Source organism: Dyadobacter diqingensis (assembly GCF_024220585.1).
Lineage (GTDB): Bacteria > Bacteroidota > Bacteroidia > Cytophagales > Spirosomataceae > Dyadobacter > Dyadobacter diqingensis.
In genome coordinates, this window is sequence record NZ_JAMXKF010000003.1 from 363,285 (window position 1) to 378,692 (window position 15,408).

The 15,408-nt window shown below is 43.8% G+C and carries 12 protein-coding genes; 3 read left to right on the forward strand and 9 right to left on the reverse strand.

Annotated elements, in window-relative coordinates:
- Positions 1 to 114: 114 nt before the first annotated feature.
- On the reverse strand, positions 115 to 1,596 hold the full coding sequence (locus M1L62_RS10715; protein WP_254413033.1) for a xylulokinase: 1,482 nt from the start codon (positions 1,594 to 1,596) through the stop codon (positions 115 to 117).
- Positions 1,597 to 1,913: 317 nt separating this feature from the next.
- Here M1L62_RS10715 and M1L62_RS10720 point away from each other — a divergent pair, with 317 nt between their 5' ends.
- Positions 1,914 to 3,377 carry a M20/M25/M40 family metallo-hydrolase gene (locus M1L62_RS10720; protein WP_254413034.1) on the forward strand — a complete coding sequence of 488 codons (1,464 nt, stop codon included), beginning with the start codon at positions 1,914 to 1,916 and terminating at the stop codon, positions 3,375 to 3,377.
- A gap of 42 nt (positions 3,378 to 3,419) precedes the next feature.
- Here the strand turns inward: M1L62_RS10720 and M1L62_RS10725 are convergent, their stop codons facing one another.
- Together M1L62_RS10725 and M1L62_RS10730 are read right to left on the reverse strand one after the other, a co-directional pair.
- The gene (locus M1L62_RS10725) at positions 3,420 to 3,737 is read right to left on the reverse strand and encodes a DMT family transporter (RefSeq protein WP_254413390.1); all 318 of its coding nucleotides are present in this window, start codon (positions 3,735 to 3,737) and stop codon (positions 3,420 to 3,422) included.
- A gap of 119 nt (positions 3,738 to 3,856) precedes the next feature.
- Complete coding sequence (locus M1L62_RS10730; protein ID WP_254413035.1) at positions 3,857 to 4,420, reverse strand: Crp/Fnr family transcriptional regulator; 564 nt, start codon at positions 4,418 to 4,420, stop codon at positions 3,857 to 3,859.
- A gap of 123 nt (positions 4,421 to 4,543) precedes the next feature.
- Between M1L62_RS10730 and ispE the strand changes: the two genes are divergently transcribed.
- On the forward strand, positions 4,544 to 5,353 hold the full coding sequence (gene ispE / locus M1L62_RS10735; protein WP_254413036.1) for a 4-(cytidine 5'-diphospho)-2-C-methyl-D-erythritol kinase: 810 nt from the start codon (positions 4,544 to 4,546) through the stop codon (positions 5,351 to 5,353).
- Positions 5,354 to 5,453: 100 nt separating this feature from the next.
- On the forward strand, positions 5,454 to 6,080 hold the full coding sequence (locus tag M1L62_RS10740; RefSeq protein WP_254413037.1) for a cytochrome c oxidase subunit 3: 627 nt from the start codon (positions 5,454 to 5,456) through the stop codon (positions 6,078 to 6,080).
- Here the strand turns inward: M1L62_RS10740 and M1L62_RS10745 are convergent.
- The 6 genes from M1L62_RS10745 to ettA form a co-directional block, all read right to left on the reverse strand.
- The gene (locus M1L62_RS10745) at positions 6,077 to 7,288 is read right to left on the reverse strand and encodes a TCR/Tet family MFS transporter (RefSeq protein ID WP_254413038.1); all 1,212 of its coding nucleotides are present in this window, start codon (positions 7,286 to 7,288) and stop codon (positions 6,077 to 6,079) included. The two genes, M1L62_RS10740 and M1L62_RS10745, sit on opposite strands and share 4 nt — an antisense overlap.
- A gap of 110 nt (positions 7,289 to 7,398) precedes the next feature.
- A complete protein-coding gene (locus M1L62_RS10750) occupies positions 7,399 to 8,976 on the reverse strand; it encodes an OmpA family protein (RefSeq protein WP_254413039.1) in 1,578 nt (525 codons plus the stop codon).
- A 46-nt stretch (positions 8,977 to 9,022) separates the two neighbouring features.
- Positions 9,023 to 9,625, reverse strand: a complete 603-nt coding sequence (locus tag M1L62_RS10755; protein WP_254413040.1) for an LOG family protein — start codon at positions 9,623 to 9,625, stop codon at positions 9,023 to 9,025.
- A gap of 41 nt (positions 9,626 to 9,666) precedes the next feature.
- A complete protein-coding gene (locus M1L62_RS10760) occupies positions 9,667 to 11,049 on the reverse strand; it encodes a UDP-N-acetylmuramate--L-alanine ligase (RefSeq protein WP_254413041.1) in 1,383 nt (460 codons plus the stop codon).
- 132 nt (positions 11,050 to 11,181) lie between these two features.
- Positions 11,182 to 13,458 (reverse strand): T9SS type A sorting domain-containing protein, encoded by a 2,277-nt coding sequence (locus M1L62_RS10765; protein ID WP_254413042.1) that lies wholly within the window; start codon positions 13,456 to 13,458, stop codon positions 11,182 to 11,184.
- Positions 13,459 to 13,684: 226 nt separating this feature from the next.
- On the reverse strand, positions 13,685 to 15,352 hold the full coding sequence (gene ettA / locus M1L62_RS10770; protein ID WP_254413043.1) for an energy-dependent translational throttle protein EttA: 1,668 nt from the start codon (positions 15,350 to 15,352) through the stop codon (positions 13,685 to 13,687).
- Positions 15,353 to 15,408: the final 56 nt, after the last annotated feature.

Here is a 15,408-nt window from a genome sequence, read left to right on the forward strand (position 1 = left end):
GAAGGTTATTTTGATCGTCGGGCGGAGGAGAATTGGCGGAAAAATAAAAGAAGTCAAGTTTTCAAAACTTGACTTCTTTAGATTGATCAGAAAACTTTCGACAAGATATTTTATCTACCCATTCAGCAAAGCCTCTTTCCATCTGCCATAAGCTTCTTTGGTCGCTTCGGCCAGTGAAGAATCCGGTTCAATAGTCCGCAATGCTGAAAGTCCCACAAATGCTTCATCACGACTTTTGTAATATCCCAGTCCTAAACCGGCTGCACGGGCTGCCCCCTGTGCGCCATCCGTATTGAAAAGCTCAACCGTAGCGCCCGAAACATTGGCGAAAGTTTCACGGAATACCGGGCTCAGGAACATATTGGCTTCACCAGCTCTTATATTTTTCAGTGATACACCCAGCGTTTCCATCACTTCCATACCGTAGTACAATGCAAAAACAATACCTTCCTGCGCCGCGCGCGTCCAGTGATTGATACCGTGTCGGCTAAACTGAAGTCCCTGGAAATTAGCGCCCGGATCCTGGTTTTCAAGCATGCGTTCAGCGCCATTACCGAACGGAAGACAAAGCAGGCCGTCCGAACCGACAGGTGCCTTTGCAGCCAGGTCATTAATAGCCGGATATGATATATTGCCCTGTAACAGCGTATTACGCAGCCAGCTGTTCAGGCTGCCTGTTCCGTTTACGCATAAAAGCACACCATAACGTGGAGCTTCCACGGTGTGGTTTACGTGTAAAAATGTATTTACTCTCGATTTTTCATCAAATTTAATTTGCTCGCTCACACCATAAACCACCCCGGACGTTCCGGCCGTGGCAGCCACTTCACCCGGTTCCAGAACATTCAGCGAAAAAGCATTATTAGGCTGATCACCTGCGCGGTAGGTGATAGGAATGCCCGCTTTTAAACCTAACGCCGCAGCTGCATCGGAGGTCAGTTTTCCCTGTTCTGAGAAAGTTGGCAGGACGTTTGCAATCAGATTTTTATCAAAACCGAAGTAATCCAACAGAAAATCTGCTGGCTTTTCATCCTGGAAATCCCAGAAAATCCCTTCGGATAGGCCGGACGGCGTCGTCACCACCTCATTGGTCATTTTTGCTGCCAGATAATCACCGGGAAGCATGAATTTATGTACCTGAGCAAAAACTTCCGGTTCATTTTGTTTTACCCATCCTAATTTGGAAGCGGTAAAGTTTCCAGGAGAATTCAGAAGGTGAGGAAGCACTTTTTTCTCTCCGATCGCTTCCATCGCCTTGTTTCCTATTTCAACCGCACGGCTGTCGCACCAGATGATCGATGGACGCAGTACATTCAGATTTTTGTCAACAACAACCAGGCCGTGCATCTGATAGGATATACCAATGGCACCCACTTCGTCAGCCGAAACGCCGGATTGTTTCATGACAGCCTGGGAGGCCAGACAGGCATTCTCCCACCATTGTTCCGGTTGTTGCTCCGCGAAACCAGGCTTGGGCGCGGCAATGGCCATTTCTTTTTCCGGATAAAAAGCCGAAGCAACTACTTGTCCGGTGTCGGCATGCAAAAGACACGCTTTGATAGATGAACTGCCTAAATCGAATCCCAGGAAATACATATTTTTTGTTTTGAGGTTAGTCGGTTTGATCGAAAAATTATGATTATTAACAGATAAAATTTCGAAATACAAAAATGTTGAATTTACAGCAGATTACCGCAAAGAATAAGTGTATATATTACACTTTATATTCCTGTTACATGATTACCACTGGATAATTTTTTAAAATATTTTGTGCATTTTTAAATGATTTAGAAAAGTATGTTGTTTGCACTGAGAGACTAAGTTAAGTTTAAGTTATTAGCCGTAGACAATAAAAATGAAATTCTTTGCTAACTTAGTTTTCGTAAATCTACATCGTCCTGTTTAAGGAAATTATGAAAAAAATAATATTGGTTGCGGTAGCTGGCGGTTTATTGTTTTTAGCCGCGGGGTTTAATTCAGATGATAAGAAATGGGAAAAAACTTTTACACGTCTTGATACCGAAGTAAGAAAGAATAGCAAAGCATACGAAACGCTGGGAAGTGCAACCGAAAGTATAGGTCACCGGTTGACAGGAAGTGCGAATGGTGAAAAGGCCGAAGAGTATGCTTTTAATTTGTTGAAAAGTTATGGTTTTACCGACGTGGTATACCAGCCTTTTGAGGTAGAAGCCTGGATGCGCGACACGGTAACGTTAAGCATTGTGCCATCCAGCAGCGATAATTTTCGGGATGTACCGGTCGTGTCTCTGGCGCATTCGCCGGTGGAATCTAACCTGAAAGGGGAAATTGTAGATGTTGGAAACGGACTTGAAGAAGATTTTGAAGCGCTGAAAGATAAGGTAAAAGGTAAAATTGTACTTGCCAATATTGGCCTCGTGGGTGTGACGGGTAAAAAGAACCTGCATCGTTCCGAAAAAACTGCACTGGCTATCCGGTACGGCGCCAATGGCATTGTGATGGTCAATCAGGCACCGGGCAAAATATTACTGACAGGAACTGCCTCTGTTACGGGGGCTATTATTTCCATTCCAGCCGTTTGTGTTTCCAATGAGAGCGGTTCGGAAATTCGCAGCTGGATCAAGGACGAAGGCCCTTTACAGGCGCACATCGACATGCATAACATCTCGAAACAGATCAAGGCCAGAAATGTTATTGCCACGCTGAAAGGAAAATCAGATGAAAAAGTAATTATCGGCGGCCACCTCGATTCCTGGGATCTGGCAACGGGCGCGATCGATAACGGAATTGGATCTTTTGCTGTAATGGATATTGCCCGGGCTTTCAAAGCTCTGAAAATTAAACCGGAGCGCACGATCCAGTTTGTATTGTTTATGGGCGAGGAGCAGGGATTACTGGGCTCAAAACATTTCGTGAGCGAATTGAAACGCACCGGAACGATTGACAAAGTGGGTTACATGATGAACCTCGACATGACCAACGACCCCAAAGGCATTAACGCTTTTGGGAAAACGGAAATGACAGATTTTTTCAAAGGCGTTGGCGACGCGATTCATCATGTTGACGCCAATTATAAAAATGAACAGGCTAACAGAGCCGGATTACATAGTGACCATCAGCCATTTATGCTCGAAGGGATTCCCGTTGCGGGCTTATCCGGAACACTTGCACCTGACGTCATCCAGTGTTACCACGCAGATTGCGATGATTTTCAGTTGGTGAACAAGCAGCAATTAGAAAATACGGTAAGAATCGCATCCATGTGTTTGTATGCACTTGCAGATGCTAAAAAACTGGAAGGGCGTAAACTTTCTGATACCAAAACCCGCGATTACCTGATTTCTCAGGGCTTGAAACAGGAGCTTGTAATCGGGCAGGAGTGGAGATGGGGCGAGTGATCGCTCTGATCAATATTGAATTTTAGAAATGGTCTCGAAATGTTATTTCGAGACCATTTTTAGTCCTACGATCGATCCGATCAGCAGGAAAACGAAGAACAAACGCCAGAAATCGGATGGTTCTTTGTAAAAGAAAATCCCCATAAGTACCGTTCCTACGGCACCAATCCCCGTCCAGACGGCATAGGCAGTTCCCAGCGGGATAGTCTGAATAGCCTTATTCAGGAATAAAAAACTACAAGTGATACAAACAAAAAAGGCAGAACTCCACTTGAAATTTGAGAAGTTATCGGAGAGTTTCAGACTGGTTGTAAAACCTATTTCAAAAACACCCGCGATCAAAAGAAAAAGCCAGGATATCATTTCGAATTTTGTTAAAGTATAAAAACCGGTCGTTTTGAAATCAATTGCTGACCGTTAACCTTACAAAGGTCGCCCTGTTTCTTGAAAGAAAATTTTACAAATGTTAAAAAACGAAGTTATCTGATTTCGGCCCGGATGCGGCTTAAAGTCACCTGACTTATCCCAAGGTAAGAGGCGATGTGCCCCAGCTGTACCCTTTGCAGTATATCAGGGCTGGTTGTGATGAAGTCTTCGTAACATTCCTTCGCCGTCTTGAATTGACGGGCAATGAAGCATTCTTCTGCTTTGATCAGTTCGGATTCTGCCAGTCTTCTTCCCCAGTTTGCCAGTTCCAGATCGGTCAGATAGAGGTTTTGAAGGGCGTTGTGTGAAATTTTGTACAAAACGGAATCTTCCAGCAATTCAATGTTTTCGTAACCCGGCGTATTCAGAAAAAAGCTGTTGTAGGAAAGTAGAATATTGGATTCTGCACCCAGCCAGAAATTGATCTCCTTATCATCTTTGTGGCAAAATGCACGTGCAATTCCTTTTTCCAGCAGGTAAACTGAGCGTTCGGTTCTGCCTGCTTTAATCAGCATATGACCTTTCGGGAATTCTGCTTTTTCAAACAACGGTAGCAGTTTTGGCAACGATTCTTCCTTCAAACCGAGTGACAGGATTTTCTTGATTGTGTTTTCCAAGGGAATAAGTTTGTTCAGAATTCAGGATAAGTTACAGTAAATAAATTTTAATATTTATTTGTTGCACCGCATTTTAACTTCGGACGATTACTATGGATATTTGCAGGTAAAATTTCCATTTTCATGATTGTATTTCCAAACGCAAAAATTAATATAGGACTCAACATAGTAGAAAAGAGGCCGGACGGATTTCATAATATTGAATCCTGTTTTTATCCGGTTGGCTGGTCCGATGCGCTGGAAATTACCGTGGCGGAGAACTTTACATTCCATGCTGACGGGATAGCGATTCCCGGCAATCCATCTGACAATTTATGCACGAAAGCGTATCAGTTGCTTGCCGAGGATTATATCCTGCCTCCTGTGAACATTCATTTGTTAAAAGCTGTTCCTATTGGAGCAGGGCTTGGCGGAGGTTCGGCTGACGCAGCGTTTACGATTACCGCATTGAACACAATGTTTTCGCTGGGTATTTCTTTGGAAAAACAGCAGGACTATGCACGTAGATTAGGCAGCGACTGTGCTTTTTTTATTGAGAATAAACCGGTTTACTGCTATGATAAAGGTGACCAGTTTGAAAAAATGGGTCTAACATTGGAAGGCAAATGGATTGTGTTGGTTAACCCAGGATTGCATATTTCGACGGTTGAAGCCTATGCCGGAATTAAACCCGAAAAGTCAGAGGCGGATCTGAGGGAGTTATTAAAACAACCCCTTAATACCTGGAAAGATCAGGTGAAAAACGATTTTGAAAAGTCTCTTTTTCCGAAGTTTCCGGTGCTCGGTGAGATCAAGGAGACGTTGTACAAACACGGGGCCGGATATGCGGCCATGAGTGGCTCAGGATCAACTTTGTTTGGTATTTTTGAAGAGGAAACAGATTTAACGACCCTTTTTAAAAACTTTAAAGTATGGCAGGGAACCTTAAAATAATTTTTGTGTACCCCGTTGTATATAAAATGAAAAAATTGTCGTTATAAAAACTTATAGTCTCGTGTAATCTTCCTATTTTGATATAAAGAAAACAGAAATAATGAGTCCCAAACACTCTACCAAATACAAGGAAAACCCTTTTACGAAGCGAAGAGAGCCTTTCGGGTTCATGCTTTGGTTAGGGGTTATTGGTAGTTCGTTGTTATTCGCCGTTATTTTTATCGAATATCTGCTTCGGATGGATGGGGGAAACTGGCGCTTTGTAGCCCTTCCCGATATGTTCTGGCTGAGCACGTTGGTAATTCTGTTCAGCAGTATTACGCTGCATGAAGCCAATCTTGCCTTTATTCAGGAACGCTTTTTACACTATCGTATTTTCCTTGCCGCAACTCTAACGCTCGGTATTACCTTCATGTTATTGCAGGGAGGCGGCTGGATTGAAATGATTGAAAACGGAAGTTTTAATAACATCAATTCTTCGTCTGGTTTTATATATCTGCTTACGGGTTTGCACTTGTTACACATCCTGATCGGGGTGGTATACATGGGGATTATTTTTCGTAAAGCTTTGAAAAACAGGACTTATGTGGATGCTTTTGTTTACAGTGTCAATCCTCCCAATCGTTTACAACTAAAACTTATCACCCGTTACTGGCATTTTGTGGATGTCCTTTGGGTGATTGTGTTTCTGCTTTTGCTTTCACTCAGTTTTTTTAATACGTATTAAAAACCTTTTTTCAGGCTTCTTCTGGCCAGGTATGCACTCAGCAATGTGAGCACAGCTGCCATCAGCATAGGAGCGCCCGGGAAGTAAACCGGTGCCGTGGACTTTATGAAAAAATAGAACAGATTGCTCATCAGCGGAGGGCCAATGATGGAAGTCAGACTCATCAAACTGGTCAGTGCACCCTGTAATTCCCCCTGCTCGTTGGAAGGAACCTGCGTGGAAATAATCCCTTGGAGCGACGGACCGGCGATCCCACCAAGGATATAAGGAACCATAAAGGCAAACATCATCCAGGTTTCACGTGCGAAGGAAAATAGCACAAACCCCAAAGAATAAAGGAACAAGCCGAGATAAACGCCTCTTTTCTGGCCTAGCTTTGGAATGATAAGCCGGATGAGCCCGCCCTGCACAATGGCACCCAATAGCCCCATGGCGCCTAGTGAATAACCGATGATTCGTTCATCCCAATGGAATTTTTCCATCGTGTAATACGACCAGTTGCTTTGTACTGCATGCATGGCAATGTATAACAATGCAAGGGAAATGATCAGGCCGGAAATAACCGGGTATTTCTGTAAATGTTTTAACGCACCAATAGGATTAGCACGGTCCCAGCTGAATTTGCGGCGGTTTTCGACTTTTAACGATTCCGGTAAAATGAACAATCCGTAGACGAAATTCAACATGGATAATCCCGCCGCTGCCAGAAACGGTACGCGTGAACCGTATTGGCCTAAAAGTCCACCGAGAACGGGGCCAATAATAAATCCAAGTCCGAATGCTGCCCCGATTAATCCGAAGTTCTGCGCGCGTTTTTCAGGCGTGCTGACATCGGCGATATAAGCCGCGCCGGTTGTAAAACTTGCACCCATCACACCGGCAATAATACGTCCGACAAACAGCCAGATGATACTTGGCGCATAGGCGACAAACATATAGTCCAGTGCAAAACCGAGTAAGGATGCCAGTAAAACGGGTCTGCGACCAAACTGGTCACTCAGGCCGCCTACAATGGGAGCACAGATAAATTGCACGAAGGAATAGGAAAAAAGGATCCAGCCGCCGTAACGGGCTGCGTCACTCAAACTGCCACCAACAAGTTCACTGATTAACTTTGGCATAACCGGAATAATAATTCCGAGGCCCATCACATCAATTAGCAGCGTAATAAATATAAATCCGATTGCCGGAGATTTCTTAGAAGTCATAAGGAGTAATTAATCCCCAAATGTACGGCTAAAATCAAGTCGGAGCGATTAAAAAATGGTTAGTTAATTGGTTTTTGTTTTAGTAGGGGAAGATGATTGAGCTAAATTCCTTACTTCTTCAAAATCTTAAACTCAACCCGTCTGTTGGTTTGCTGGCCTTCAGGTGTATCGTTTTTGGCTACCGGTTTGGTTTCTCCGTACCCTTTGCTTGCTACGCGGTCGGGTTCTATTCCTTTGCCAATGAGGTATTCACTCACAGCGTCAGCGCGATCCTGAGAAAGTTTAAGGTTGGCTTCGTTGCCGCCAATATTATCGGTATGTCCTCCGATTTCAATGAATAACTTCTTGTTATCATTCATCGTAATCGCAATCCTGTCAAGCTCCGGGAATGATTCCTTGCTGAGTGTTGCTTTCCCGAAAGCAAAGAAAATATTGTTCAGGCGCACAATTTGCCCCTCTTCAATCGGGATAAGTTTTAGCGACTTGTTGGTAATTTCCTTGTAGTTTTTACCTCCGCCTGCGGTCGTTGAATCCGTAAGGTCGATATTTTCTCCTTCCGCTATAAAGTCGGGTGCGACGGCACGCATGCTGTATTTTTGTCCATAAGGAAGGACAATTTTATACTCGCCCGTTGTCGGGTTGGTTGTGGCGGTACCTGCCTCTTCACCATCCGGCAAAGTTTCATAAATGATGGTCGCTTCAATCGGTTTGCCCGTTTTGGAATCAATAACCTTGCCACTGATCATCACAACAGGGTCGGAGGTTGGTACGTTAGGCTGGGTTTTGGTTGTGTCACCCGGCTCGACTTTCGGCTGCAAATTGTATCGGACCACATCACCTTTGCCTTCCGTATCTTTAAATGAAACCATGTAAGCGTAGTCGCCGGCTGCCGAAATGGTATAATACGCATCATATCCGTCGGTATTGATAGCCGAACCCAGATTGACAGGGCGGCTCCACCGTTTCCATGATTTGTCGATACGTTTACTGTAATAAATATCATTACTTCCCTGTCCGCCTTTTCTGTCCGTAGAAAAATAAAGCGTAACCCCGTCCGGTGCCAGAAAAGGCGTTGTTTCCGTAAACTCCTCGGTATTGATCTCTTTTCCAAGGTTCATCGGTTTGGACCAGGAACCGTCTTTTTGCTTGAAACTCACATAAAGATCATCCACCTTGCTGTTCTTTTTTTCGCTGAAAGACATCACCAGCACCTTACCATCGGTAGACAAATAACCGCAGTCAAATTGTCCTTTGCTGGTTTTGGCATAACCCGGAATCTCAATTTTGTTGGGAGCCGACCATCCCCGTGCCGTCTTTTTACTTAATGAAAAACCACGGGTTTCGTAGGTGCCGCTTTTGTAAGCGCCTTTCAGTAAAAGCGTGTTGCCATCGGGCGTAATGCTGTACAAACTGTTATATTCTTCCTTATTTAAGGGAGAAGGCAGCCTGCGCGCGGCTGACCATTTATCGTTTTTCAGCTCAGAAAACCAGATATCCTGGCTTCCCTTCGTGCCGTTTGTATTTTGCGGATGGCTTATTCTCGAAAAATAAATTGTTTTCCCATCCGGGGAAATAATCGGAGCAATTTCGTTGAATTCGGTATTGACCGTCTTTCCAAGATTTTCCAGCTGCGCCCAAGCGGATGAACTGATCAGCGTACAAAAAACAAATAACAGAGGGAAACGCATTTTTGTCAGAGGATATGGTGTGTTATGAATAAATAGAAAACGAAATTTACTTTTCTATATTTTTCACATACAACGATGTATCAAGCGGCTTATTTTCTTTCTCACTTTCATGATAGGCCTGCATCTTTTCAAGAAGGTTGGCCGCATTGTCCGAAACAATTAAGAGATCACGTTTTTCCAGATGCAAAAATCCTTCTTCCACGGTTTTGTCAAGATGTGCAATCAGGTGATCGTAAAACCCGTTAATATTCAGCAGACCAATAGGTCCGTGGAAAATTTTCAGCTGCGACCAGGTCAAAATCTCAAATAATTCATCAAGTGTCCCGAAGCCGCCAGGCAAAGCGATAACGCCGTCGGAAAGCGAAACCATTTTGGCTTTCCGCTCATGCATGGTGTCGACAAAATGCAGCTCCGTCAAAGTTTTATGGGCAACTTCGAGTTTTGCTAAAAAGTTGGGAATTATACCCGTGGCAAAACCATTGTTTTCCATAGCGCCATCAGCCACGCGCCCCATCAGGCCCATGTTGCCGCCACCATAGATTAACCTTATGTTTTTCTTCGCCAATTCTAAACCTAACTCATAAGCCGATTCGCTATAAACCGGCTTGTTACCAAAATTTGATCCGCAATATACTACGATGGATTGCATTGAATTTTATTTTAAATGGTTTTGCTTTGGTAAACCAGTAACTACTTAATAATGCTGTCGGCAAGACCTTTCAAGTCCAGATCTCCAAAGGTACCAGAGCTCATTAACAATAGATTCGCCTGATGCCAGTTTTGCGTTTTAAGGAAATTAAGCAACGCATTGCTGTCTGTAAAAACATGCAGATCTTCCCGCTTGAAAGCTTCTTTAATATCAGCTTCTGTGATGGGTTCCAGTCTTTTATGTTCAACAGTCAGCGGATTATAATAAACCACAGCAATATCAGCAGTATTCATTTTTCTGCGATACTGTTTCAGGAAAGTTTTATTGAGACTGCTGAAAGTATGCAGCTCAGCAACAGCAACCAATGTGCGGTCAGGAAACTGTGCCTTAACTGCTGATGTTGTCGCTTCAACTTTTGACGGCGCGTGGGCAAAGTCGCGGTAAATATTGATTTCGCTGTTGCTTCCCAACAATTCCATACGCTTTGAAGCGCCCTTGAAAGATTGGATAGCCGCATAAAAATCTTCATCGGTGATGCCCAGTCTTTCACAGACTGCTCTTGCACCGCTGATGTTTTTCATGTTATGTTCTCCAAAAACAAGAACAGGGATATCGCCATTTTCAGCCGTTGTCAGGAAAGTTTTTCCGTTTTCTATTTTATACGGATGTGCCTTGTAAGGAGTGCTTACCACATCCGCACGCTCTTTCTGACCAATCACATCGAGCATATCGTCCGTTTCGTCAAAAACGATAGCACCTGCTTTTGGAATGGAGTCAGCGAGCAGCTCAAACTGTTTTACATAAGATTCCCAGGTAGGGAATACATTAAAATGATCCCAGGCGATACCGCTGATCAGCGCAACATGTGGCTGATAGTGCATAAACTTGGGGGTGCGGTCCAGCGGAGAAGTGAAATATTCATCACCTTCGATAACGATCAGCGGAGCTTCGTCCGAAAGTTTTACCATGTTTTCGAAACCTTCGATCTGCGCACCGACCAGATAATTGAAAACCCGCTTATTGTAATTCAGCACATGCAGGATCATCGAAGTGATCGTCGTTTTGCCATGGCTTCCGGCAACAACAACACGTTGCTTATCTACACTGTGCTCGAAAATATATTCAGGATAAGAATACACTTTTATGCCAAGATCCTGCGCTTTTTTCAGTTCAGGATTGTCTTCCCTTGCATGCATACCCAAAATAACGGCTTCCAGATCGGTGGTAACTTTTTCCGGGAACCATCCCATTTCGGCAGGGAGTAAGTTATGTTTTTTCAAACGGCTCACTGATGGCTCGTATATTTCATCGTCGGATCCGGTTATGGTAAAACCTTTTTGTTGCAATGCTATGGCAAGATTGTGCATCACACTACCGCCTATGGAGATAAAATGTATTTTTCGGGATAAAGAATTTTGACTCATTATTATAATCGGAATGACTGATTCGGAGCGAAGTTAGCAAGAATTGACCTTTAGGCAAATGACCACGAAATCGCTTTCGACAAAAATACTTAATCCCCTAAGATAAAGACAAGCATTCACAGTTGATACCGTTTATCCTTTTTTTACAAATTTCAATGTTTCCACGGAATCGTTTGTTGTCGTGAGACGTATTAAATAAGAACCAGGAGCCAACCCGCTGATATTTATTTCGGGTCCCGACTTATTGTCAGACTCGTATACAATATTGCCTGCAAGACTGATTATCTGTACTTTATTGATCTTATTCCAATTGTCAGTTTTGATCAGTAATTTATTTGTTGCCGGATTAGGGTAGGTGGCCACCATGGATTCAACGGCGAAACTCGCACTGCGAATTAAGCTATACGCGAAAGTTTCGTCACGGTCGATCATCTTTAAGCGGTAAAGATTTTCTCCTGATGCAGGTTCGTTATCTGTAAAAGTATAGTTTGAAACTGTTTGCAAAGTTTCTCCGTTTGCTTTCACAGTTCCAATTGTGCCCCATTTCTTTCCGTCGGTGCTGTGTTCCACTTCAAAACGGTCACTGTTCGTTTCCGAGGTTGTCTGCCAATTGAGCAGGGCTGTCTTGTCCTCTTTGGTCACGGTAAATTTAGTCAGTGTAACCGGCAAAGGATTTTCGACGGACAGAGAAGTGGTAGCAGCTTTAGGGGTGCACCCGCTTCGGGCTGTTTTTACAGTATAAACATAATTTCCCAGGTCTTTGGGAGCCTGAATCTGGATCGATGAACCGCTGGCATTGGTAACACCCTGACCGTTCCATAAATAGGTGGCGCCATCACATTCAGGCCCGTTGCAATTGACGGACAAAGTCATTTTATCTCCTGGTTCAGGTTTGATATTCGACGATGAAGCCTGAATCGTGAATGTGCAGGGCAGGAGATTTGCAGAGTCCCAAAGGTTATCCCAGTACCCATTATCGGACATTTTGATTGATTTTGGCGTGATGTCTGTGGTTCCCCAGTCCATTCCGCCAATGGTTTTCCACGATTCGAATAAATATTCTTCTGTAAATACCTTCGGGAATATATTTACGGCAACTGGCGCAGATCGGGCTGGTGCGCGGTAAGTCGGGTTAACGAATTCCGCACGGCATTTGGCCAGCGCGGGTGTGAGCTGGATAATCTCCCCATCTGTAAAATGCATGGCAATATGCACATAATCTGTACCGTGTTTATAGGCTCTGGGCAGCCACTCCTGAGGAATTGTTCCATCGATTCCATTTCCGCCTCTGGGTTCTCCCAAATCTTCCGGATCAAATTCAACAGCCGCGATTTTATTGATGTTGGTACCTTTTACCATATCAGCCACCGAAATTTTTCGCCAGATATCATATTGGTTTGTACCATCGGAGCTGTAAATTCCGTCAGCCAGTTGCAATGCGAGCGGAATTGTACTGTTGTGTAGGTGTCTCAAATTCCCTTGCTGTGAGCCGAAATCGGAGACAAAATATAATACCTTAATAGATGAGCTATGACTTTTGGCAACTTTGTAAAAACCTTCAAATGTTTTCAAAAGTCCCCATCCTGCGAATCTGTGAAGGTCTTTGCCCATCTCGGAATTCCAGTTGCCGTCCATGGGTTGAGGCGCACTTTTTATTTCATATTCCTGGGTTCCCCATTTAGCCTTTGTTTTGTTAGGGAATCGTAAGGGCAGAAATTTGGCTCTCCATGCCTGTACCGCTTTTTGTTCGAACAATCCGGGTTCCGGATTTCCATTATTAAATGGCATCGCAAATTCTTCGGCCGGGCTGTTGCCCATTTGCACATAAAGCATTTTGGGATAATACGCTGAAATTTGGGTGAGAACATCATCTACAAACGCGTAAAATCGTGTTTTGGCATAATCTGAATACATTGAGGGGCATGCGTAGGCAATTTCGTTCCTTATAAAAGCCCCGTATCTGGTTTGTGCGATATCATCGGTTGAAAAATAACTGTCATTCCAGTAACCAGGCCGTTGGAAAGGGAAATGGAGCGCAAATTTCATCCCCGGTTTTAGCGCTAAAATAGCTTTGACGGCTTCAACGATTTGTTTACGCTGATAATTTCCCGGCGTTGGTTCGTATTGATGCCATTCGATGTGCAGACGAACCGCCGTAACGCTGGCGTCTTGCCCGTTATATGACAGGTTTATAAATTTTTTGATATACTCCCATTGTTCGGCATTGATACCGTTTGCCTCACTTTTGTTAAACCCATAACCCGTCGTATTAATAATGAGCTCCGTTTGTGCAAAAAGGCTTCCCGCGTGCATCAGCAGAAGTAATAGAAAAATTTTGGCACCGGATTGTAATTTCTTTAATCTCCGGAAAAATGCAAGAGATTCGGATCGGTCGTTTTTTCTGTTCATAAATTGAAAATTTCGGGTCAGGAGTGTATTTTCAATTCTAAACATACTACATAATAGTAGAATTAGTACTATTATTTAATTGTTAGTATCCGATATGTGTGCCCGAGGGTTATATTTTTGGTTTTTGACGGCCATAATTTGGCCTCAGCGCTTGCGATGGGCGTAAAATGCAGAAAGCGACTCATTAGAAAATGAGCCGCTTTCAAGGACAAAGTCAGGTTATTTTTTAAACCAGCTTTTTATATTTGATCCGGGTTGGTGTAGCCTCCGTTCCCAGTCTTTTCTTACGGTTTTCCTCGTATTCAGAGAAGTTTCCTTCAAACCAGTAAACCTGAGAATCTCCTTCAAAAGCGAGGATGTGTGTCGCCACACGATCCAGGAACCACCGGTCGTGGGAAATGATTACGGCACAACCCGCAAAGTTTTCCAAACCCTCTTCCAAAGCGCGGAGCGTGTTAATGTCCAGATCATTGGTAGGCTCATCTAACAAGAGAAGGTTTCCGCCTTCTTTCAAAGTCATTGCCAGATGGACACGGTTACGTTCTCCACCTGAAAGCGTTCCCACTTTTTTCTCCTGATCACCGCCGCCGAAGTTAAAACGGCTCACATATGCACGGGCATTGGACTGTTTACCAGCCATCATGATCCAGTCGTTTCCGTCTGCGATGCTCTGATAAACAGTTTTATTGGCATCAAGGTTATCGTGTTCCTGATCCACATAAGCCAGCTGCACCGTATCGCCTACATCAAAGTGACCGCTATTGGGTTTAAGCTGCCCCGTAATTAATTTGAATAAAGTGGTTTTACCCGCGCCGTTTGGCCCGATAATTCCGACAATACCATTAGGAGGTAAGGAGAAATTTAAATTTTCATAAAGCAGACGGTCGCCAAATCCCATGGAAACATCATGGGCTTCGATAACTTTATTTCCAAGTCTTGGTCCTGCCGGGATGAAGATTTCCAATTTGTCTTCTTTTTCTTTGGATTCCTCACCAAGCAATCTTTCATAGGCACCCAAACGCGCTTTTGATTTGGCCTGACGGCCTTTTGCGCCCATGCGAACCCATTCAAGCTCACGCTGCAATGTTTTCTGACGTTTGGATTCGGTTTTTTCTTCTTTTTTCAGACGTTCCTGTTTCTGTTCAAGCCACGAAGAATAATTTCCTTTAAATGGAATTCCTTCGCCGCGGTCCAGTTCAAGGATCCAGCCGGCTACGTTATCCAGGAAGTACCTGTCGTGCGTTACTGCGATAACCGTTCCTTTATATTGTCTTAAATGTTCTTCCAGCCAAAGCACCGATTCTGCATCAAGGTGGTTGGTAGGTTCATCCAGCAACAATACATCGGGCTGACGAAGCAGCAAGCGGCATAAAGCCACGCGGCGCTTTTCTCCACCTGAAAGTGTAGAAATCAAGGTGTCAGATGCAGGGCAACGCAGAGCATCCATGGCTATTTCCAGACGATTGTCCAGATTCCAGGCATCGGTAGCGTCCAGTTTTTCCTGAACTTCACCTTGTCTTTCTAATAATTTGTCAAAATCGGCATCTTCTTCTCCGAATGCTTCGTTGATTTTGTCGTATTCTTTCAAAAGATCTACAATTTCCTGTACACCTTCTTCAACAACTTCGCGAACGGTTTTGGTCGGATCCAGCTTCGGTTCCTGTTCCAGCATGCCAACAGAGTAGCCAGGAGAAAACACAACGTCCCCCTGAATGTCTTTATCTATACCTGCAATGACGCGTAAAAGTGTAGATTTACCAGAGCCATTTAACCCTAGTACACCAATTTTAGCTCCATAAAAAAAGGATAAATAAATATTTTTTATGATATGTCGGTTGGGGGGAATGATTTTGTTAACTCCCGACATTGAGAAAATAATGGTTTCGTTACTCATTTTTTAGTTAATTTGTGCTTAGCAAATATCGTTATATATCCCTACACTTAGCAGAT

Coding starts and splice junctions, on each gene's coding strand:
- M1L62_RS10760 (WP_254413041.1), bottom strand. CDS start 11,049: ATGAGTCAAAATTCTTTATCCCGAAAAATACATTTTATCTCCATAGGC.
- M1L62_RS10765 (WP_254413042.1), bottom strand. CDS start 13,458: ATGAACAGAAAAAACGACCGATCCGAATCTCTTGCATTTTTCCGGAGA.
- M1L62_RS10740 (WP_254413037.1), top strand. CDS start 5,454: ATGAGTCCCAAACACTCTACCAAATACAAGGAAAACCCTTTTACGAAG.
- M1L62_RS10755 (WP_254413040.1), bottom strand. CDS start 9,625: ATGCAATCCATCGTAGTATATTGCGGATCAAATTTTGGTAACAAGCCG.
- M1L62_RS10715 (WP_254413033.1), bottom strand. CDS start 1,596: ATGTATTTCCTGGGATTCGATTTAGGCAGTTCATCTATCAAAGCGTGT.
- M1L62_RS10750 (WP_254413039.1), bottom strand. CDS start 8,976: ATGCGTTTCCCTCTGTTATTTGTTTTTTGTACGCTGATCAGTTCATCC.
- ispE (WP_254413036.1), top strand. CDS start 4,544: ATGATTGTATTTCCAAACGCAAAAATTAATATAGGACTCAACATAGTA.
- ettA (WP_254413043.1), bottom strand. CDS start 15,352: ATGAGTAACGAAACCATTATTTTCTCAATGTCGGGAGTTAACAAAATC.
- M1L62_RS10745 (WP_254413038.1), bottom strand. CDS start 7,288: ATGACTTCTAAGAAATCTCCGGCAATCGGATTTATATTTATTACGCTG.
- M1L62_RS10720 (WP_254413034.1), top strand. CDS start 1,914: ATGAAAAAAATAATATTGGTTGCGGTAGCTGGCGGTTTATTGTTTTTA.